Origin of the sequence: Rhodoferax sp. (assembly GCF_030653815.1) — a bacterium.
Classification (GTDB): Bacteria; Pseudomonadota; Gammaproteobacteria; order Burkholderiales; family Burkholderiaceae_C; genus Rhodoferax.
The window spans coordinates 69,559-87,634 of sequence record NZ_JAURYQ010000023.1 but is presented as its reverse complement, the minus strand read 5'-3'; the positions used below and the strand labels follow the sequence as shown (position 1 = coordinate 87,634).

General features: G+C 61.8%; 19 protein-coding genes. 10 read left to right on the top strand and 9 right to left on the bottom strand.

Going from position 1 to position 18,076, the window contains the following annotated elements:
• Positions 1-18: 18 nt before the first annotated feature.
• Positions 19-384, top strand: a complete 366-nt coding sequence (locus Q7U49_RS08515; RefSeq protein ID WP_304763760.1) for a carboxymuconolactone decarboxylase family protein — start codon at positions 19-21, stop codon at positions 382-384.
• Here Q7U49_RS08515 and Q7U49_RS08510 read toward each other — a convergent pair.
• Genes Q7U49_RS08510 through Q7U49_RS08500 form a run of 3 tightly spaced genes read right to left on the bottom strand, consistent with a single transcriptional unit; the run spans position 381 to position 2,928 of the window.
• The gene (locus Q7U49_RS08510) at positions 381-1,289 is read right to left on the bottom strand and encodes a metal ABC transporter substrate-binding protein (RefSeq protein WP_304763759.1); all 909 of its coding nucleotides are present in this window, start codon (positions 1,287-1,289) and stop codon (positions 381-383) included. The genes Q7U49_RS08515 and Q7U49_RS08510 overlap by 4 nt on opposite strands.
• 17 nt (positions 1,290-1,306) lie before the next feature.
• Complete coding sequence (locus tag Q7U49_RS08505) at positions 1,307-2,194, bottom strand: metal ABC transporter permease (protein ID WP_304763758.1); 888 nt, start codon at positions 2,192-2,194, stop codon at positions 1,307-1,309.
• Positions 2,191-2,928 (bottom strand): metal ABC transporter ATP-binding protein, encoded by a 738-nt coding sequence (locus Q7U49_RS08500; protein WP_304763757.1) that lies wholly within the window; start codon positions 2,926-2,928, stop codon positions 2,191-2,193. Before Q7U49_RS08500 ends, Q7U49_RS08505 begins: the two co-directional genes overlap by 4 nt.
• A gap of 334 nt (positions 2,929-3,262) precedes the next feature.
• On the opposite strand from Q7U49_RS08500, the gene Q7U49_RS08495 reads away from it, so the two are divergent.
• The 3 genes from Q7U49_RS08495 (at position 3,263) to Q7U49_RS08485 (ending at position 5,111) form a co-directional block, all read left to right on the top strand.
• The gene (locus Q7U49_RS08495) at positions 3,263-3,793 is read left to right on the top strand and encodes a Fur family transcriptional regulator (RefSeq protein WP_304763756.1); all 531 of its coding nucleotides are present in this window, start codon (positions 3,263-3,265) and stop codon (positions 3,791-3,793) included.
• A 133-nt stretch (positions 3,794-3,926) separates the two neighbouring features.
• The gene (locus Q7U49_RS08490; RefSeq protein WP_304763755.1) at positions 3,927-4,070 is read left to right on the top strand and encodes a DUF3149 domain-containing protein; all 144 of its coding nucleotides are present in this window, start codon (positions 3,927-3,929) and stop codon (positions 4,068-4,070) included.
• 90 nt (positions 4,071-4,160) lie between these two features.
• Positions 4,161-5,111 carry an AEC family transporter gene (locus tag Q7U49_RS08485; RefSeq protein WP_304763754.1) on the top strand — a complete coding sequence of 317 codons (951 nt, stop codon included), beginning with the start codon at positions 4,161-4,163 and terminating at the stop codon, positions 5,109-5,111.
• Here Q7U49_RS08485 and pdxH read toward each other — a convergent pair.
• The gene (pdxH, locus tag Q7U49_RS08480; RefSeq protein ID WP_304763753.1) at positions 5,108-5,758 is read right to left on the bottom strand and encodes a pyridoxamine 5'-phosphate oxidase; all 651 of its coding nucleotides are present in this window, start codon (positions 5,756-5,758) and stop codon (positions 5,108-5,110) included. The genes Q7U49_RS08485 and pdxH overlap by 4 nt on opposite strands.
• A 154-nt stretch (positions 5,759-5,912) precedes the next feature.
• On the opposite strand from pdxH, the gene edd reads away from it, so the two are divergent.
• On the top strand, positions 5,913-7,730 hold the full coding sequence (gene edd, locus Q7U49_RS08475; protein WP_304763752.1) for a phosphogluconate dehydratase: 1,818 nt from the start codon (positions 5,913-5,915) through the stop codon (positions 7,728-7,730).
• Positions 7,731-7,794: 64 nt separating this feature from the next.
• Positions 7,795-8,445 (top strand): bifunctional 4-hydroxy-2-oxoglutarate aldolase/2-dehydro-3-deoxy-phosphogluconate aldolase, encoded by a 651-nt coding sequence (gene eda, locus Q7U49_RS08470; RefSeq protein WP_304763751.1) that lies wholly within the window; start codon positions 7,795-7,797, stop codon positions 8,443-8,445.
• A 70-nt stretch (positions 8,446-8,515) separates the two neighbouring features.
• On the opposite strand, the gene gloA is transcribed toward eda, so the two are convergent.
• The gene (gene gloA / locus Q7U49_RS08465; RefSeq protein ID WP_304763750.1) at positions 8,516-8,908 is read right to left on the bottom strand and encodes a lactoylglutathione lyase; all 393 of its coding nucleotides are present in this window, start codon (positions 8,906-8,908) and stop codon (positions 8,516-8,518) included.
• 78 nt (positions 8,909-8,986) lie between these two features.
• On the opposite strand from gloA, the gene Q7U49_RS08460 reads away from it, so the two are divergent.
• The gene (locus Q7U49_RS08460) at positions 8,987-9,370 is read left to right on the top strand and encodes a hypothetical protein (RefSeq protein WP_304763749.1); all 384 of its coding nucleotides are present in this window, start codon (positions 8,987-8,989) and stop codon (positions 9,368-9,370) included.
• Between the two features lie 14 nt (positions 9,371-9,384).
• Here the strand turns inward: Q7U49_RS08460 and Q7U49_RS08455 are convergent, their stop codons facing one another.
• A complete protein-coding gene (locus tag Q7U49_RS08455) occupies positions 9,385-11,199 on the bottom strand; it encodes a DEAD/DEAH box helicase (RefSeq protein WP_304763748.1) in 1,815 nt (604 codons plus the stop codon).
• A gap of 324 nt (positions 11,200-11,523) precedes the next feature.
• Here Q7U49_RS08455 and ettA point away from each other — a divergent pair, with 324 nt between their 5' ends.
• Both ettA and Q7U49_RS08445 read left to right on the top strand, forming a co-directional pair.
• Positions 11,524-13,185: an energy-dependent translational throttle protein EttA gene (gene ettA / locus Q7U49_RS08450; protein WP_304763747.1), complete on the top strand. Its 1,662-nt coding sequence runs from the start codon at positions 11,524-11,526 to the stop codon at positions 13,183-13,185.
• A 23-nt stretch (positions 13,186-13,208) separates the two neighbouring features.
• The gene (locus tag Q7U49_RS08445) at positions 13,209-15,536 is read left to right on the top strand and encodes a DUF1631 family protein (RefSeq protein WP_304763746.1); all 2,328 of its coding nucleotides are present in this window, start codon (positions 13,209-13,211) and stop codon (positions 15,534-15,536) included.
• A 1-nt stretch (position 15,537) separates the two neighbouring features.
• Here Q7U49_RS08445 and Q7U49_RS08440 read toward each other — a convergent pair whose 3' ends face one another.
• The 3 genes from Q7U49_RS08440 to Q7U49_RS08430 form a co-directional block, all read right to left on the bottom strand.
• Entirely contained in the window at positions 15,538-15,984 is a 447-nt protein-coding gene (locus tag Q7U49_RS08440) for a GatB/YqeY domain-containing protein (protein ID WP_304763745.1), read from the bottom strand.
• 102 nt (positions 15,985-16,086) lie between these two features.
• Positions 16,087-16,299 (bottom strand): 30S ribosomal protein S21, encoded by a 213-nt coding sequence (rpsU, locus tag Q7U49_RS08435; protein ID WP_066085880.1) that lies wholly within the window; start codon positions 16,297-16,299, stop codon positions 16,087-16,089.
• A gap of 180 nt (positions 16,300-16,479) precedes the next feature.
• Entirely contained in the window at positions 16,480-17,382 is a 903-nt protein-coding gene (locus tag Q7U49_RS08430) for a triacylglycerol lipase (protein ID WP_304763744.1), read from the bottom strand.
• Between the two features lie 87 nt (positions 17,383-17,469).
• On the opposite strand from Q7U49_RS08430, the gene Q7U49_RS08425 reads away from it, so the two are divergent.
• Entirely contained in the window at positions 17,470-18,048 is a 579-nt protein-coding gene (locus Q7U49_RS08425) for an MOSC domain-containing protein (RefSeq protein ID WP_304763743.1), read from the top strand.
• Positions 18,049-18,076: the final 28 nt, after the last annotated feature.

The following is an 18,076-nucleotide window of genomic DNA, read 5'->3' as shown; positions in this document are numbered from 1 at the left end:
TTAAAAGCAAGGAGCTTTATGAGCACGTTTGATTCGATTGGCCTGATGAAAAACATCAATGAGAACCTGGGGCCGTTTCGTAAGTCGCAAGGCGACGCCATGCAGGGGTTTGCGCAATTGGCCAAGGCCTCGATGGCCGAGGGACTGGTGAGCGCCAAGCACAAGGAGCTGATTGCGCTGGCCATCGGTATCACGCAGCACTGCGCTGGCTGCATTGCGTTTCACGTCAAGGCCTTGCACCGGCTGGGTTGTACCCGCGGCGAACTCGAAGAGGCGTTGGCGGTCTGTGTCTACATGGGCGGCGGCCCCGGCCTGATGCTGGTGGCCGAGGCTTTGGCGGCTTGGGACGCGATGGCGCCGGCGGCGCCGCCGCCCGTCGCCTAATTCAGGCGCATGCCGGCCAGCAGTTGCGTCACGTTGTGCTGCATCATCTTGAGGTAGCTTGAGCCTGGTTCGTTCGGGCCGGAGAGCGCATCGGAGTACAGCGTGCCCCCCAGCGTGGCGTCTGCGTCCTTGCTGAGTTGCGCGATCAGCTTGGGGTTGCTCATGTTTTCAACAAAAACCGCTTTGATTTTTTCGCGCTTTATCTGGCGGATCAGACCGGCCACATGCTTGGCGCTGGGTGTGGCGTCGGCGTTGACGCCTTCCGGGGCCAAAAACTTGATCTGGTAATGCGCCGCAAAGTAGCCAAAGGCATCGTGTGAGGTGATGACTTTGCGTTTGGCTTCGGGCACAGCGGCAAATTGCGCCCTGGCTTGGGCATCGAAGTCTTTCAACAGTGCCGCATAACGCGCCGCATTGGTCTGGTAACTGCTGGCACCCGCCGGGTCCAATTTGGCCAAGCCGGCCGCGATGTTCTGAACATACAGCACCACATTCTGGGGGTTTTGCCAGGCGTGCGGATCGGCATCCTGATGGCCGTGGCCGTGGCCATGGCCGGCTTCCTCCCTCTGCAGCGGCTTGACGCCGCGCGAGGCCACCACCGTGGCGCCTTGGTAAGCGGCCGATTTGGCCAGTTTTTCGGCCCAGGGTTCAAAGTTGAGTCCGTTGATGACAAACAGGCGCGCTTTCAGAACGGCGCGGGCGTCGGCGGGTTTGGGCTCGAAGCTGTGGGCATCGGCATCGGGCCCGACCAGGGTCGTGACTTGCACCCGTTCGCCGCCCACCACCCGCACCAGGTCTCCCAGGATGCTGAAGGAGGCGACCACGGGAATCGGCTCGGCGGCCACGGTCGGCAAAGGGAGCAAGCCACTCAGGGAGAGTGTTGACAGGGCGAGAAATTTAAGCATAGTGCGCTTCATGAAATTCAACCCACCCGGTGTGGGCGCTTGAGGACTTGGGGCAGCCAGCCGCCGGGCGCCACGGCCAGGGACATGCCATACAGCACGCCGGCACAGCCGATGATGGTGGGCCCGCTTGGGGTGTCGAGGTGGTAGGACAGCAACAGCCCACAACTGCCCGCCAAAGCCGCTTGACCACTGGCGTTGACCAACTGTGCGCTCAGGGTGTCGTGCCAGAGCCGGGCAGATACCGCAGGCAGCATCATCAGGCCCACGGCCATCAGGGTGCCCAGGGTCTGGAAACCGGCCACCAGGTTGATCACCACCAGCATCAAAAACGCCTGCTGCCAGATCCAGCTGCGGCGGCCCCAACCGCGCCCGGCGGCAGCGGCCAGAAACACCGGGTCAAAACTCTCCAGCACCAGGCCGCGGTACAGCGCCGCCAGGGCGATCAGACTGACACTGGCCACGCTCACCACCAGCAGCAGCCCGGCGCCATCCACCCCCAGCGCACTGCCAAATAAAATGTGCAGCAGGTCAAGCTGGGTGCCCTGGCGCGACAACAGCGTCACCCCCAGCGCCAGCGCCACCAGGTAAATGGCGGCCAGGCTGGCATCTTCCTTCAGGGTGGTGAAGCGGCTGATGAAGCCGGCCAGGCCGGCCGCCAGGAGCCCTGAGATCACGCCACCGGCGGCCATGGCGGTCAGCGACAGGCCAAAAAACATGAAGCTGATGGCGACACCGGGCAACACCGCGTGGCTGATGGCGTCGCCCAGCAGGCTCATGCGCCGCAGCGTCAAAAAGACGCCCAGCGGGGCCGCGCTCACGGCCAGTGCCAACGTGGCCACCAGCGCGCGGCGCATGAAGGCAAACTCGGCAAACGGGCCGACCACCCAGTCCCACAGCGCCATCATGCAGTGGCCTCGTCGGTGTGGCAAATGTCGGCGCTATCGTCCCAGGCTTCGGCCAGGGTGCGGGCGCGCCGCAGGTTGGTGTCGGTCAGCACTGCTGCGGTGTCGCCCCAGGCTACCAGTTCGCGTGCCAGCAGCACCGTCTGGCCAAAGTGGGCGCTGACCTGCGCGTCGTCGTGCAGCACGGCAATCACGGTGCGGCCCTCGTCGTGCCACAGTTTGATGAGGTCCAGCAGTGCAGCCGTGGTGCGCGAGTCCATCGCGTTGAAGGGTTCATCGAGCAAGATCAAATCAGCGTCCTGAACCAGCAAACGGGCAAATAGCACGCGCTGAAACTGGCCGCTCGACAGCGAGCCCACCGTGCGTTCCTCAAAGCCCTCGAGTCCGACCTGGTGAATGGCGGCATCGGCCCGTGCCAGCAGGTCGGCGCTGACACCGCCCCATGCGCCCAGGACGCTCCAGCAGCCCAGCAGCACACAGTCGCGCACCGGCATGGGAAAGCTGCGGTCGATCTCGGTCATTTGCGGCAGGTAGGCGATGCGCTCGCACGGCGTGTCCACCTGCACGCGTCCGCCCGAAAGCTTGAGTAGCCCCATGATGCTCTTGAGCAGCGTGCTTTTGCCCGAGCCATTGGGGCCAATGATGGCGCTCAGGGAGCCGGTGGCAAACTGGCCGCTGATGTGGTGCAGGGCCGGGTGCTGGCGGTAGCTCACCGTCAGGTTGTCAATCTTTACCATGGGTTCGCCCCCATATTGGCCCATCCCGCCGCCAGCCAAAGCGCCAGCACCAATGGCAGCACCGCCGCGATCCGGCGCCAGGCCGGCCAGGCCAGCACGCTCAAGCGCCGGGCGCGTTTGGCGACAGGGTGATGGTGGTGGTGTCCGCCATGGTCGACTGACGTCGACCCCACAGGGGCAGCGTCGACGCTTCGACTGGGTGGTGGCGATGTATTCATGAAACGATAAAAAAGTGAATTTCGGTAATAATGCAACTGAATTGCACTAGAGTTTATCGCAACTCAATTGCAATAAATTTTTCCTTGAAAAACGCATAGCCAACAAACCCATACCCATGCCTGCCGCGCCTTCTTCACTGCCTGTCGACCCGATCGATGCCCTGCTGTCAGCCCACGGCTTGCGCCGCACTGGTGCTGCGCGGCGGGTGTTGGGCTGGCTGCTGGCGCATCCGGACACCAGTTACACCCACGCCCAACTGCAAAGTGCCTTGCAACATGATCCGGTGGCAGATGGGCCGGGTGAGGTTGGCAGCGCACTCGACCGTGTCACGCTGTACCGCCTGATTGACCGCCTGACGCAAGTGGGCCTGCTGTTGTGCCGGGTCGATGTGCATCGGGTGCGGCGTTACCAGGCCATGCCCGCCAGCGTGCACGCCCTGCCGCATTTCGAGTGCCAGAGTTGTCACCGCGACCAGCCCTTGCAAGGGGCGCTGCAGGGCAATGCGCTCGACCTGGAAGTGGCGGCGCAAAATGCCTTGCAGGCGCTCAAGGTGCTGGGCTACCAGGGTCTGAGCCTGGACCTGGCTGTGCGCGGAGTCTGCGCCGACTGTGCCACGGCGGCTCAGACCCACAACACTGCGGCGTGAACCTGGCTGCCGCGCATTTGGGTAGACTTATTTTCTAGAAATTTGATATAGGTCAGATTTGAATCGCCCGTGCCATTGCATAGTACGTTCGCTGTTATTTTTTGCCAATGATCGAAATTTTTAAGGACACCCCATGAAAGCGCTGCAAGACCTTTTTTCTACCGACTATGGCATCATGAGCATTGTGGTGATCGCCGTCATCATCGTCGGCCTGGGCTTGGCCTACGGCGTGTTGAAGTCCAAAATGGCAGAAAGCGCCAAGAACGCTGGCAAATAACAAGCCGCCACTCAGACCTGGGGCTTTGCGCCCCATTTTTTTCGGCCGACTATCAGGGACAATCGGGCGTTTTCCACCTGATTGCCTGCCTTGAACAACCCGGTTTTCTCTGCCCTTGTCCCAGTCGTTTTCCTGATCGCCATCGGTTTCATTGCGGGCCGCGCCGGCTGGATCAGGGGCGAGGCCATCAAGGATCTGTCCAACCTGGTGTTCATGGTGCTTACGCCAGCGCTGCTGTTTCGCACCATGAGCACGGTGCGTGTGGAGCAGATCAACTTCAAGCCGGTGGCCATGTACTTCCTGGCCGCGCTGCTGTTGTTTGCCGGCATGCTGGCGTGGCAGGGCTGGAGCCGACGCGCTGCGGTCGTGGCACTGGGGGTTACCTTCGGCAACACGGTGATGATTGGCATTCCGTTGATCGGTCTGGCCTATGGTCAAGCCGGTCTGGTCACGCTCTTTACCCTGATTTCTGTCCATGCGTTGGTACTGCTGACGCTGGCCACCGTGGTGCTCGAACTGGTGGCCGCCCGCGATGAGCGCGCGGCCGGGCAGGGTAGGCAACGGCCCATGGCGCTCACTGTGCTGGCGGCTGTCAAGAACGGCATCATTCACCCGGTCCCCTTGCCCATCATGGTGGGTCTGCTGTTTGCCCAGACTGGTCTGGTTCTTCCCGAGGTGGTCGACAAGCCCCTGCAACTGCTCGGCAGCGCCTTCGGCCCGATCGCTTTGGTGCTGGTGGGTGTGACACTGACGCAGGTGCAGGTGGGGCCGCACCTGAAAAACGCACTGGGGATCAGCCTGCTAAAAAATCTGGCACTACCGTGCCTGGTGGCAGTCATGGGTCTGGTTTCAGGCATAAGCGGTTTGCCGTTGGCCGTGATGATCGTCACGGCGTCGCTGCCGATGGGGGCCAACGTGTACATGTTTGCCCAGCGTTATGAGGTCGCTCAAGACCTGATCACGGCCAGCATGACGGTGTCCACCGTGTTGGGCTTGGCCACCACCACCTTGGTGATGTCGCTGGTCGGGTGGTTGCTTTAAGGCGCCAGGCGCTCGCGGATCCAGCCTTGCCCGGCCGCACTGGCGGCGTCAAGACGGTATTGCAGCCGGTCATGCAAGCGGCTTTTTCGCCCCTGCCAGAACTGCCAGTTGTCAGGCTTGAGGCGGTAACCGCCCCAGTGCGGCGGCCGCGGCGGGTTCAGCAAAAACTGGGCGCCGTAGCGGGCTGCATTGGCTATCAGCACGCCGCGCCCCGAGATCACCTGGCTTTGCGGGCTGGCCCAGGCACCGATGCGCGAGTCCAGCGGACGGCTGTGAAAGTAGGTGTTGCTTTCCTCGGCACTCACTTTTTCCACCACGCCCTCGATGCGTACCACGCGTTCCAGTTCGACCCAGTGAAATTGCAGGGCGGCAAACGGGTTGCCGGCCAGTTCCAGGCCTTTGCGGCTGTCATAGTTGGTGTACCAGACAATGCCGCGCGCATCAAAGCCCTTGATCAGCACCACGCGTGTGCTGGGCCGCAGGTTGCTGGCCACGGTGGCCAGCGTCATGGCGTTGGGTTCGGGCACTTCGGCCGAGATGGCTTCCTTGAGCCATTGCTCGAACTGTTTCAGGGGATCAGCGTGGGAGGCGTCTTCGTTGAGTTCGGCGCGTTCGTAGCTTTTGCGGAGGTCGGCAATGTGGGTCATGGCAGCAGTATAGGCAGATCCCGCATGCCCGGCTGATTGGGTAAAGCAGCGTGCTGCGACATTGGTAACCCGTTGGTAACCCGGAGCGGGTCATGGCCGCCATTTAACGGGTACCATTGCGGTTGTAATTTAGTTACCAACTTTTATAAAAACCATGAAACTTCATGACACCGTGGCCATGATCACCCAGCGCATTGCCCAGCGCAGCCGGCCCACCCGTAGCGCCTATTTGGCGCGCCTTGAAGTCGCGTTGCAACGTCCACCGGGTGCCCAGCGGCTAGGTTGCGCCAACGTGGCGCACGCGTTTGCTGCGTTGCCGGGCAATGACAAGCTGCGCGTGGTGACTGAGAAAGCGCCCAACATCGGCATCGTCACCGCGTTCAATGACATGTTGTCGGCCCACGCACCGTTCCAGCATTACCCGGATCTGATCAAGGCCGAGGCGCGCAAGCACGGTGCCACGGCGCAGGTAGCTGGGGGCGTGCCTGCCATGTGCGACGGCGTGACGCAGGGCACCGCGGGCATGGAACTGAGCCTGTTTTCCCGCGATGTGATCGCCATGGCCACGGCGGTGTCGTTGAGTCACGACGTCTTTGCCGGGGCGCTGATGCTGGGTGTGTGCGACAAGATCGTGCCGGGCCTGCTGATTGGTGCGTTGCAGTTCGGTCACCTGCCCACGGTGTTTGTGCCGGCTGGCCCGATGACCACGGGCTTGTCCAACAACGCCAAGTCGAAGGTGCGCGAGCAGGCTGCCCAAGGCCTGGTGGGGCGCGCCGAGCTGCTGGCGGCTGAATCGGCGGCTTACCACAGCCCCGGCACCTGCACTTTTTATGGCACGGCCAACAGCAACCAGATGTTGCTCGAAGCCATGGGCCTGCATGTACCCGGCACCGCCTTCATCAACCCTGGCACGGACGTGCGCGACGAACTCACGCGTGAAGCCTTGCGTACCGTGCTGGGCAGCGCGGATTTCAAATGCCCGCCGATTGGCCGTGTGGTGGATGAACGCTGCATCGTCAATGCCATGGTTGCCTTGCTCGCCACCGGCGGTTCGACCAACCACCTGATCCACTGGGTGGCCGTGGCGCGCGCCGCGGGCATCGTGATCGACTGGGACGATTTCTCGGCACTGTCCGATGTGGTACCGCTGCTGAGCCGGGTCTACCCCAATGGCAGTGCCGACGTCAACCAATTTCAGGCAGCCGGTGGCCCGGGCTTCATCATCCGCGAATTGCTTGATGGCGGCTTCATGCATGCCGATGTGCTGACCGACCGTGCTGGTGGCCTGCGCGAGTACACCGGCATTCCGCGCGCCGCTGAAGGTGGCCGACTGCAATGGGACACGACAGCCGTCAGCCAAGACGAAACAGTGGTACGGCCTGTGAGCAGCCCGTTCAGTGCCAGTGGCGGCCTGAAGCTGCTGCAAGGCAACTTGGGGCGCAGCGTGATCAAGATTTCTGCGGTACCCGATGACCGCCATGCGATTGAGGCGCCATGCCGCGTCTTTGACTCGCAGGACGCCTTGCACCAGGCTTTTGGCGCCGATGAACTCAACCAGGATTTGATCTGTGTGGTGCGCTGGCAGGGGCCGCAGGCCAACGGCATGCCCGAGCTGCACAAGCTCACGCCACCGCTGGCGGTGTTGCAGGGCAAGGGCTACCGGGTGGCTTTGGTCACTGACGGCCGCATGAGCGGTGCTTCAGGCAAGGTGCCGGCCGCCATTCATGTGTCGCCCGAGGCCGCTGCCGGTGGGCCATTGGCCCGTGTGCGCGACGGCGATATCATCCGCCTCGACGCCAACGCCGGTCTGCTGCAGGTGCTTGTTTCTGAAGCCGAGTGGGCTGCCCGTGAGGTGCTGCCCATGCCCGAAACTTTGCGCGCTGCCAACGGCGTCGGCACGGGGCGCGAGCTGTTTGCCAGCATGCGCCGCAACGCCCTGACCGCCGAGGAGGGCGCCTGCAGCTGGCTTTAAGTAAAAAGCCTGGACTGCCGCGCTGCGCTCGCAACGACACTTATTTGTTTTCTTGAAAGTTCCTATGACGACTCTGACACCCTTGACCGCCTTGCAGGTGATGCAAGATGCCCCGGTGATTCCGGTGATTGTGCTCAACGACGTGGCGCACGCGGTGCCCATGGCGCGCGCCCTGTTGGCGGGCGGCATTCGCATGCTTGAAGTCACGCTGCGCACGCCGCAGGCGCTGGCCTGCATCGAGGCCATTGCCCGCGAAGTGCCTGAGGCCGTGGTCGGCGCCGGTACCGTGCGCAGCCGCGCCGATGCGCAAGCCGCTGCCAATGCCGGCGCGCGTTTTGCCGTCAGCCCGGGCTACACCAGCACTGTGGGACAGGCCTGCCGTGACCTGGGCTTGGCGCTGTTGCCGGGCGTGGCGACCGGCAGCGAGATCATGGCCGCCTGCGAGGACGGTTTCACCGAATTGAAGTTTTTCCCGGCAGTGCAGGCCGGTGGCGTGGCCATGCTCAAGGCCTGGGGCGGACCATTCTTTGATGTCAGGTTTTGCCCCACCGGCGGCGTCACGCTGCAAAACGCGCCCGACTTCCTGGCCCTGAAGAACGTGGTGTGTGTGGGCGGCTCCTGGCTGGTACCCGCCAGCACGGCCGAGCAGGGCGACTGGGGGCGCGTCACCCGCCTTGCGGCCGAAACGGCCCATCTCAGAAATCTGGCGCGCTGACTAGTTGGGGTCAGAGCACGTCGCTGCGCGAGTGGTCTGACCCGCAAGGTTTCAGGCTTTTGCAAGTCGCTCAAGCGGACTGCGCTTGTTCGATCAGTTCGACCTTGTAGCCGTCCGGGTCGGTGACAAAGGCAATCACGGTGTTGCCGCCCTGGACCGGACCGGCTTCACGCGTGACCTTGCCGCCAGCAGCCTTGATTTTGGCGCAGGCGGCTGCGGCATCGGGCACCGCCAGCGCAATATGGCCGTACGCGGTGCCCAACTCGTAGTGGTCCACACCCCAGTTGTAGGTGAGCTCCAGTTCGGCGTGTTCCGGGTTGCTGCCATAACCAACAAAGGCCAGCGTGTACTTGTACGCCGGATTCTCGGAGGTGCGCAGCAGCGTCATGCCCAGTACCTGGGTGTAAAAATCAATCGAACGTTGCAGGTTGCCAACGCGCAGCATGGTGTGCAGCAGTCGCATGGTTTGGGTTCTTTCAAGTGGTTTGTGCCTTGGCCGGGCAGGCAATAATCACGGCCACAAGTTCATCACGGAGTCAACATGACCCAGTTCAACAAAATCATTTTATTCACCGACACCGACGGAGTTGCGCGCTTCAAAGAAGAAACGCTGCATCTCGACCAGGGCTCGCCGCAGTCGGCTTTGTCGGCCCTGATGCCCTCGGGGGGTTACCAGTTGCGTTATAGCCCGGTGGGCTTTCGCAGCACTTTCCATTGCACCACCGACCCGCAATGGGTTTTCATCTTGGCGGGGCAGATGGAAATTGGTTTGCAGGACGGCAGCTCGCGCGTTTTCACACCGGGCGAGCATTTCTACTCGGCCGACTTGCTGCCAGCAGGCGAAGCTTTTGATGCGCAGCGCCATGGTCACTGGAGTCGCCAAGTGGGGCCGGAGCCCCTGCAAACCCTGTTTGTGCGCGGCTAAGCAACGCCGAAAATTCAGCGGCCGGACTGACCGCGGGTGCCACTGGCATTGCGCGGGCGATTGCCGCCCGGGCGACCCGCACCGCCACCCGGCCGGCCACCGCCGCCACCAAAACCACCGCCACCGCCACCGGTGTTGCGGTTGTTGCCGCCGCCAAAACCACCGCGACGTGGACCGCGATCGGTCATCATGTCAACGCTGGTGCGCATCGGGTCAGGCTGTCCGCCTGCACCTGAACGCGAGGCTCCGGCACCGGCATCGACCGGGCCACCGTAGCCACCACCATTGCCGCCGCCATAACCGCGGGCCTGGCGTTGACCCGGACCGCGCGCCGCCTGCTCGGCTGCACTCAGGTGGCTGCGTGGCTCGGCCTCGCGGCCGCCGCCGGTGCTGCCATAGTTGCCGTCATTGGCTTTGCGCGCTTCACCAGCAAAGCCGGCACCGGCGCCAGCGGTGTTGCCGCGGCCGCCACGGCTGCCGCCGCGACCACCCGGGGCCGGCCCCCGGCCACCGCCGCTGTTGCCGCCGCGCGCTGCGCCCGGCCCTTTGCTCTCGCGCACACGGGTGAGCATTTCAGTGCGGGCCGCTTTCGCAGCCGCTTGCATCACGTCACGGCTCGGGGGCTTGCCGGCACCACCCCAGATGGTCTGGCGTCCCATGGCAATGGGTTCGGCCTGTTCACCAGGCTCGGGCATGAACTCAGCAATGATTTGCACCGGGATGTCCTGCTTGGTGTAACGCTCAATGGCTTGCATGAAGCCTTCTTCGTCCAGGCTCACCAGGTTGACGGCCATGCCATCAGAACCTGCGCGGCCGGTGCGGCCGATGCGGTGCACGTAGTCTTCGGTGACGTTGGGAATGTCGTAGTTCACCACATGCGGCAGGTCGTCGATGTCGATGCCACGGGCGGCAATGTCGGTGGCCACCAACGCGCGCATCTCACCGCTCTTGAAGCCGGCCAGCGCCTGGGTGCGCGCCGACTGGCTTTTGTTGCCGTGCAGCGCCATGGCGGTGATGCCATTTTTTTCCAGGAACTCGGCGACGTTGTTGGCGCCAAACTTGGTGCGGGTGAATACCAGCACCTGGCTCCAGTTTTTTTCCTGGATGATGTGGGCCAACAGCGCTTTTTTCTTGCCACGACCGACCGGGTGAATCAATTGCGTGATGCGTTGCACGGTGGTATTGCGCGGCGTGACCTGCACACTTTGCGGGTCTTTCAGCAGCGTGGCTGCCAGCTCGCGGATTTCATCGCTGAAGGTGGCCGAGAACAGCAGGCTCTGTTTGGCCTTGGGCACGGCGGCCAGCACTTTTTTCACGTCATGGATAAAGCCCATGTCGAGCATGCGGTCAGCTTCGTCGAGCACCAGCATTTGCACCTGGCTCAGGTCGACCATGCCTTGCTGCATGAGGTCGAGCAGGCGCCCGGGGGTGGCCACCAGGATGTCCACGCCTTTTTTCAGACGGCTGATCTGCGGATTCATGCCGACACCGCCGAAAATGGCGACCGAGGTCAGTTCCAAGTACTTGCCGTAGGTTTGCACCGACTCTTCCACTTGGGCGGCCAGTTCGCGGGTGGGTGTGAGCACCAGGGCCCGCACGGCCACACCGCCGAATTTGCTGCGAGGGGCTTCCTCGGTGCTGAGCTTGTTGAGCATGGGCAGCACAAAGGCAGCCGTTTTGCCGGTACCGGTTTGCGCGCCACCCAACAGGTCGTGACCCTCAAGCACGACCGGAATGGCCTGTGCCTGAATCGGCGTGGGAGTTTCGTAGCCTTGCTCAAGCACGGCCTTGATGATGGCCGGAGCCAGATTTAATTCTTCAAATTTCATTTAGAGGTGCACCCCATCCAGGGCGCTAGGGCATCGGCCTGTTCTGTCGCTCGTCGCGCCAGTTCAGTCAAAGGCAGATGGGATCAAAAGTGGAGCCGCGGTGCAGGACCTGGGCTCCCGGCAAGGTGCCGGTCTTGCAGGCAACTGAAGCCCCGCAAGCAGGCGTATTGTCGCATGCTCTGGCGAGCGTCTGTTTTTGCCTGTAATTTACCCCTGAATGCGCGAAAGACCCGGGGAAACCGCGGCAAAATAAGGCATGGCAGGCTGCCTGCCTGAGTGCGCCGATAATGCAGCTTTTATCCTTTCTGTGAACGCAATAGACCCATGGCTCAATACGTATTTTCAATGAACCGCGTCGGCAAGATCGTGCCGCCAAAGCGGCACATTCTGAAAGACATTTCTCTCAGTTTCTTCCCTGGCGCCAAGATTGGCGTGCTCGGCACCAACGGTTCGGGCAAGTCGACCCTGCTGCGCATCATGGCGGGACTCGACAAGGAAATTGAGGGCGAGGCCATCCCGATGCCGGGCCTGAACATCGGCTACTTGCCGCAGGAACCCCAGCTTGACCCCGATAAAACAGTGCGCGAAACCGTGGAAGAAGCCATGGGCAAGGTGTTGAATGCCAAGGCCCGCCTGGAAGAAGTCTATATCGCCTATGGTGAAGAAGACGCAGATTTTGACAAACTCGCCGCCGAACAAGCCGAACTCGAGGCCATCATCGCGACCTCGGGAACCGACTCCGAGCACCAGCTCGAAATTGCCGCCGACGCGCTGCGCCTGCCGCCATGGGACGCCCTTGTGGGCGTGTTGTCAGGCGGTGAGAAGCGCCGCGTGGCGCTGTGCCGCCTGCTGCTCGAGCACCCCGACATGCTGCTGCTCGACGAGCCCACCAACCACCTCGACGCCGAATCGGTCGACTGGCTTGAGCAGTTCTTGCAGCGCTACAGCGGCACCGTGGTCGCCATCACCCACGACCGTTACTTTCTGGACAATGCCGCCGAATGGATTCTGGAGCTCGATCGCGGCAACGGCATTCCGTACAAGGGCAATTACAGCTCGTGGATGGAGCAGAAGCAGGCGCGTCTGGAGCAGGAGCAAAAGGGCGAAGATTCCCGCGCCAAGGCCTTGAAGAAAGAACTGGAATGGTCGCGCCAGAACCCCAAGGCGCGCCAGGCCAAGAGCAAGGCCCGCCTGGCCCGCTTCGAGGAACTGTCCGACTTCGAATACCAGAAGCGCAACGAGACCAATGAAATCTTCATCCCGGTGGCGGATCGCCTGGGTCAGGAAGTGGTTGAGTTTGTCAATGTCACGAAGTCCTTTGGCGACCGTGTGCTGATCGACAACCTGAGCTTCAAGGTGCCACCGGGCGCCATTGTTGGCATCATCGGCCCCAACGGCGCCGGTAAATCCACCCTGTTCAAGATGATTGCCGGACGCGAGAAGCCAGATTCCGGCGAAGTCAAGATCGGCCAAACCGTCAAGATGGCCTTTGTCGACCAAAGTCGTGACGATCTGAGCAACGACAAGACCGTCTGGGAAGACGTGTCTGGCGGGCTGGACATGCTCAACATCGGCAAATTCCAGATGGCCAGCCGCGCCTATTGCGGGCGCTTCAACTTTAATGGTGCTGACCAGCAAAAGCGGGTCGGCACGCTCTCGGGCGGCGAGCGCGGGCGCCTGCACCTGGCCAAAACGCTGATTGCCGGTGGCAACGTGCTGATGCTCGACGAGCCATCCAACGACCTTGATGTGGAAACCTTGCGTGCCCTCGAAGACGCCCTGCTGGAATTCGCCGGCTCGGTCATGGTGATCAGCCATGACCGCTGGTTTCTGGACCGTATCGCCACCCACATCCTGGCCTGCGAAGGCGACAGCCAGTGGTGCTTCTTTGACGGCAACTACCAGGAATATGAAGCGGACAAGAAAAAACGTCTGGGCGAGGAGGGCGCGCGACCGCACCGCATGCGTTTCAAAGCTTTGCGTTAACCGACCAAGTAGCGAGTAACGAAGTGAATCCAGCCAACCGATCCGAGCAGTACCTCACACTGTTTCGTGCTGCACTAGGGCAGTCAGCCCGCGACGGAGAGGCGCTGTTGCGCCAGGTTTTTCTGGCAGCCCGTGGATCGCTTGAGCAGGATTTCAACCGGGCGCCCGGGCCCGTTGAGCGCGCCCAGCTTGGCCTGTGCGTCAAGCTGCTTGATGAAAACGCACCGCTGATGTGTGCCGGGTTTCCCGCCTTGCTGCGTCAGGCATTTCAGGACAAACAGATTGTCAGTTCCCAGTTTGGCGAGCTGGCCATGGGTGAGTTGAGCCATAGTCAGCTGGAACGCATGGATGAGAGTGAAGTGCAGGAGCGGGTTGAACTGGCCCGGGTGTTGCAGACGGTTCAGGGCGGGGCACGACCCTCATTGAACGAACTTAGCGCCTTCATGAGTTCATTGCAGGGTCTGAGCCATGTCAAACCCGACCGCAATCCTTTGCGTCCACAAATTTATTTGAGCCTGTTGCAGGAAATGCTGGTGCACGCGGAACTCCCGGTGCAGGTGCGCATCAGCTGGATGAGACACCTGGCGGTACCGCTGGGTGTGGCCCTTGGCGCCTCCTACGCGGCACTGGGGCAAAGAATCAAGTCCTACGGCGTGGAGCCATTGCGGACTTCCACGGTCACTTCACCGCCGCTTCGGCCGCCAGGCCGCAGCGCAGGCCCTGCACAGTTGCAACGCAGCGGTGGTGACGTAGCCAAGGCCACCAGCGTGCTGACGCTCGACCGACTGCGCCAGTTACTGGCCACCCAGGCAGCGCCGCAGCAGAATGTTGCGCCCGATGAAGCCGTTACCCAGTTCTCGGGTGAACTGGACTGGAATTCGGGGCCGGCAGAAATGGCACCAACCCCTGCGCTGGAGGAGCCGACCACCGACTTTGCGTCAACCGTGCCCGCGGCCTTCGAGGCCCTGCAAAACATGAACCAGGCGGACGATGTGATCGCCCGACTGTCACAGCCGAGCTTGATGGACAAAGCCCACAAGCCGGAATCCGCTCGTGAAAAATTGCGCAAAAGTTGTCAAAGCCCGGCGCAAGTGCTCAGCTTTGAAGTGATGGTGCAGATGATCGACAACCTGATCAACGACACCCGCTTGGTCAAGGGCATTCGGGACGTCATTGAAAACCTGGAGCCAGCCCTGTTGCGCCTGGTGCTGGTGGATGTGCGCTTCTTCAACAACAAGCAGCACCCGGCGCGGCGCCTGTTGCAGGAAATTACCGAGCGTGGCTTGGCTTTTGGTTCGGCAGACAGCCCCGAATGCGCGCTGTTCATACGCTCACTGCACCGCTATGTGAATCCCTTGTCGCGGATTCACATTGACAGTGCCGAGCCTTTTGACCTGGCGCTGTACAACCTCAGCAACATGTGGTCGGAGCAACTGGTTCAGTCGCAGCAGACGGTGCAGCAGGCCATGCGCGTTCTCAACCGTGCCGAGGAGCGCAATCTGCTCGCCGAGAAAATCTGTGCTGCCATGGCGCAGATCCCCGACATGCAGCGCGTGCCCGCACCCGTGGTGGACTTCCTGTGCGGTCCCTGGTGTCAGGTCATGGCGGCCGCGGAACTCAACAACACCGAGCATGCGGAAGACCCCGGCGGCTACAAGGGTCTGGTCAAGCTGCTGTTATGGAGTGCTCAGCCCGAATTGACCCGGCAAGACCTTGGCAAGCTGACCAAGTTGGTGTCCAAGCTCTTGTCAAAGTTGCGCGAGGGCTTGAGCCTGATTGATTACCCTTCGGTGAAAACCAGTCTGTTTTTCGATGCCCTCATGAAGCTGCACCAGCAGGCTTTCCGGCCTGCTTCCGAGGTGCCGGCGTCGAGCCTGCAAACAGCCACGGCCAAACTGCTGGGCAACCACCACAAGCTCTGGTTGGCGCCGGAAGAAGCCAAAGCGTCGGGCTTCATGGACATGGCTGACGACGACACGGGCAAGCCGCTTGTGCTACAGCCCTCTCAGGTGAGAGGGCCGCTGCTGGACTCTGTTATTCCAATGGTGAGTCAGGCCGCGCAAGCGGTGCCTGCACTGACGCTGGAGACTTTAACGGTGGGTGCCTGGGTGGAAATTGCCATCAAAGGGGTGTGGCAGCGCAGTCAGCTTAGCTGGATCAGCCCGCAGCGCACCATGTACCTGTTTACCGGAGCGCAAGGCCAGACCCAGTCCATGACGCGGCCGTCGCTGGAAAACCTGATTGTCACCAACGCCATGCGCCTGGTGTCTGACCATTCCATGGTGGACGGCGCGCTCGACGAGGTTGTGCACACCGCCATGCTCAACAGCCTGGACAGCAGTCCGACCTGATTCAGCCCGCCAGTGCTGTTTTGACGGCTTGTGACACCATGGCCATGTCTGCCTTGCCGGCCAGTTGGGCCTTGACAGCGGCCATCACCTTGCCCATGTCACCCGGCCCCTTGGCATCCAGATGGGCCACGATGGCTTGCACCGCCGTGCTGACTTCTTCGGCGCTGAGGCGCTGCGGCAAGTAGGCTTGCAGCACCAGAATCTCCGCGCTTTCCTTGTCCGCCAGATCCATGCGATTGGCTAGGGTGTAAGCGGCCACGGAGTCCTTGCGCTGCTTGATGAGCTTGTCCACGATCCCAATCACGGCGGCATCGTCCAGCACCACGCGTTCATCGACTTCTTTTTGTTTGGCTGCAGCCAGCAGCAGCCGGATGGTGCCCAGGCGCTCGCTGTCCTTGGCGCGCATGGCGTTCTTCATGTCTTCGGTAATTTGGTCTTTGAGTGACATATCTATGACTCCTGTGAGTGGATTGGGCATAAAAAAAGCCCGCCTGAGCGTCCCCGGCGAGCTTGATCAAGAGGCTGTAGCAGCCCTGTCAGAACAACAGGTTCAATACATTTTCTTGGGCAATTGCATGGCGCGGATGCGCTTGTAATTGCGTTTGACAGCAGCAGCTTTCTTGCGCTTACGCTCGGAAGTGGGCTTTTCGTAGAACTCGCGCGCGCGCAAGTCAGTCAGCAGGCCCAGCTTTTCGATGGTGCGTTTGAAGCGGCGCAGTGCGACGTCAAAGGGTTCGTTGTCTTTAACACGGATGGTTGTCATTACGTCAAGAGATCCTATATGTGCAAACGTCGGGTTTCGGGAAGATCGGGCCTAAAACCAAAGCATTTGCGATTTTCTCCGCTTAAAAGTTGATCAGGCAGCGGAGGTTTGCCAGCAAAGCCTAGGATTATAGCGAGCTCCACGCCGATTTTTGCTAACTTTGCTGCTGGATTAACGTGATCAGTGTAGTTTTTGCAGCACGTACCCGATCACCCGGGCGTCCAGACACAGTTCCAAATGGCCCATGCCCTCAAACTCGGTCACGTAGGCGTCGGGCAGCACCTGCTCGCGCTGGGGAAAAACAATGTTGTCATGCCGCGTCAAGGCAATGTGCATCAATTGCCGGGTGGCAGCGGTCTCGTTGGCCTGCAGGGCTTGCAGCCAGGGGCTGCGCCAGACCATTTGTGCCGCGTTCGTGGTGGGCGACCAACTTGCCATCTGGGTTCCCTGATGGGGGGTTCCCAGGGTGATGACTTTGGCCACGTCGGCGCTGCCGTGGCTGCGCATCCAGGCCCGAATCGCCAGCCCGCCCATGCTGTGCCCCACCAGCGCCACCCGCGCCGCGCCGCTGGCTTGCTGCAGTTGCTGCACGGCTTGCTGAATTTGGGGTGCGTAATCGTCAATCGAGCCAAACAAGGGCTCCAGCGTGATGGCCAGCACCGGATGCCCCGCCTCATGCAGCGCCCGTGCCATTTTGTCCCACACCCGCTCGTTGCAAATGTAGCCATGCACCAGCAGCACCGGCACCCGCCAAGCTTGCATTGGCTGTGGCACGTCCGGGCACCACACCTCGTTTTTCGGATTGGCCCAGGGCAGTTGAAACCAGAAGATGCGCAGCGCGGCCAAAAATTCCCCGCCAAAAGCCCGCCACCAATGGCGGCCCGCCAGGCTCGGGCGCGACTGAACCGCACTCACGCTGATCACGCTCAATTGCAGCAGCAGGGGCAGCAGCACCGAGCACAGCAGCACGACCGCCACTGCGGCAGCACCGCTCAGGCCCAGGCGATCCGCCGCATACAAGCCCAGCAGTCCGCCAGCCAGCAATTGAAAAAGGTATATGGTGCGCAACAGGCGGGCGAGCATCGGCAGTGTCCTGATAATGGGGTTTTGGCCTGTAGAGTATGCCAGTGGCAAGGCCAGTACCTTCGATTCACCGTTCAAGTGACCCTCATGCCCCAACTTTTGAGTTTGCAGACCGGCAGCGCCCGGCGTGTCCGGATCCACGACCGCAACGTGCTCACCGCCATCCACAAACAACCGGTCGCCGGCCGCCTCGAGGTCATGCCGCTGGGCCTGGCCGGTGACGAGCAGGCCGACCTGTCGGTGCATGGCGGCCTTGACAAGGCGGTCTATGCCTACCCGAGCGAACACTACCCGTTCTGGCGCCAGGCCCGCGCCGACGCCGGGCTGGGTGGCATCGACGATGCACTGCCCTGGGGCAGTCTGGGTGAAAACCTGAGCCTGGCCGGTTTGCTCGAAACCGGGGTGTGGGTGGGCGACGTGCTGCAATTTGCCCGCTGTGCACTGCGTGTCACGCAGCCGCGCGAACCCTGTTACAAATTCAACGCCGCCATGGGTTTCTCCCATGCCAGCAAGCTCATGGCCCAGCACGGCTGCTGCGGTTTTTACCTGGCGGTGGAGGTACCCGGCACGCTGCAAGCCGGCGACTCCTTTGAATTGGTGGCTGGCCCGCGCCGGCTCGGCATTCCTGAAATGTTCCGGGCCAAGCTATTCAAGCACCTGCGTTGATTTCTCTAATTTTTTAAATAAATTTAAC

What these genes read in the sequence shown, in the direction of transcription:
- rpsU (WP_066085880.1), bottom strand. Translation starts at nt 16,299, where the DNA reads ATGACAACCATCCGTGTTAAAGACAACGAACCCTTTGACGTCGCACTG.
- Q7U49_RS08455 (WP_304763748.1), bottom strand. Translation starts at nt 11,199, where the DNA reads ATGAAATTTGAAGAATTAAATCTGGCTCCGGCCATCATCAAGGCCGTG.
- eda (WP_304763751.1), top strand. Translation starts at nt 7,795, where the DNA reads ATGACGACTCTGACACCCTTGACCGCCTTGCAGGTGATGCAAGATGCC.
- Q7U49_RS08500 (WP_304763757.1), bottom strand. Translation starts at nt 2,928, where the DNA reads ATGGTAAAGATTGACAACCTGACGGTGAGCTACCGCCAGCACCCGGCC.
- Q7U49_RS08425 (WP_304763743.1), top strand. Translation starts at nt 17,470, where the DNA reads ATGCCCCAACTTTTGAGTTTGCAGACCGGCAGCGCCCGGCGTGTCCGG.
- Q7U49_RS08430 (WP_304763744.1), bottom strand. Translation starts at nt 17,382, where the DNA reads ATGCTCGCCCGCCTGTTGCGCACCATATACCTTTTTCAATTGCTGGCT.
- Q7U49_RS08440 (WP_304763745.1), bottom strand. Translation starts at nt 15,984, where the DNA reads ATGTCACTCAAAGACCAAATTACCGAAGACATGAAGAACGCCATGCGC.
- pdxH (WP_304763753.1), bottom strand. Translation starts at nt 5,758, where the DNA reads ATGACCCACATTGCCGACCTCCGCAAAAGCTACGAACGCGCCGAACTC.
- Q7U49_RS08460 (WP_304763749.1), top strand. Translation starts at nt 8,987, where the DNA reads ATGACCCAGTTCAACAAAATCATTTTATTCACCGACACCGACGGAGTT.
- Q7U49_RS08510 (WP_304763759.1), bottom strand. Translation starts at nt 1,289, where the DNA reads ATGCTTAAATTTCTCGCCCTGTCAACACTCTCCCTGAGTGGCTTGCTC.
- Q7U49_RS08505 (WP_304763758.1), bottom strand. Translation starts at nt 2,194, where the DNA reads ATGATGGCGCTGTGGGACTGGGTGGTCGGCCCGTTTGCCGAGTTTGCC.
- Q7U49_RS08495 (WP_304763756.1), top strand. Translation starts at nt 3,263, where the DNA reads ATGCCTGCCGCGCCTTCTTCACTGCCTGTCGACCCGATCGATGCCCTG.
- gloA (WP_304763750.1), bottom strand. Translation starts at nt 8,908, where the DNA reads ATGCGACTGCTGCACACCATGCTGCGCGTTGGCAACCTGCAACGTTCG.
- edd (WP_304763752.1), top strand. Translation starts at nt 5,913, where the DNA reads ATGAAACTTCATGACACCGTGGCCATGATCACCCAGCGCATTGCCCAG.
- Q7U49_RS08490 (WP_304763755.1), top strand. Translation starts at nt 3,927, where the DNA reads ATGAAAGCGCTGCAAGACCTTTTTTCTACCGACTATGGCATCATGAGC.
- Q7U49_RS08515 (WP_304763760.1), top strand. Translation starts at nt 19, where the DNA reads ATGAGCACGTTTGATTCGATTGGCCTGATGAAAAACATCAATGAGAAC.
- ettA (WP_304763747.1), top strand. Translation starts at nt 11,524, where the DNA reads ATGGCTCAATACGTATTTTCAATGAACCGCGTCGGCAAGATCGTGCCG.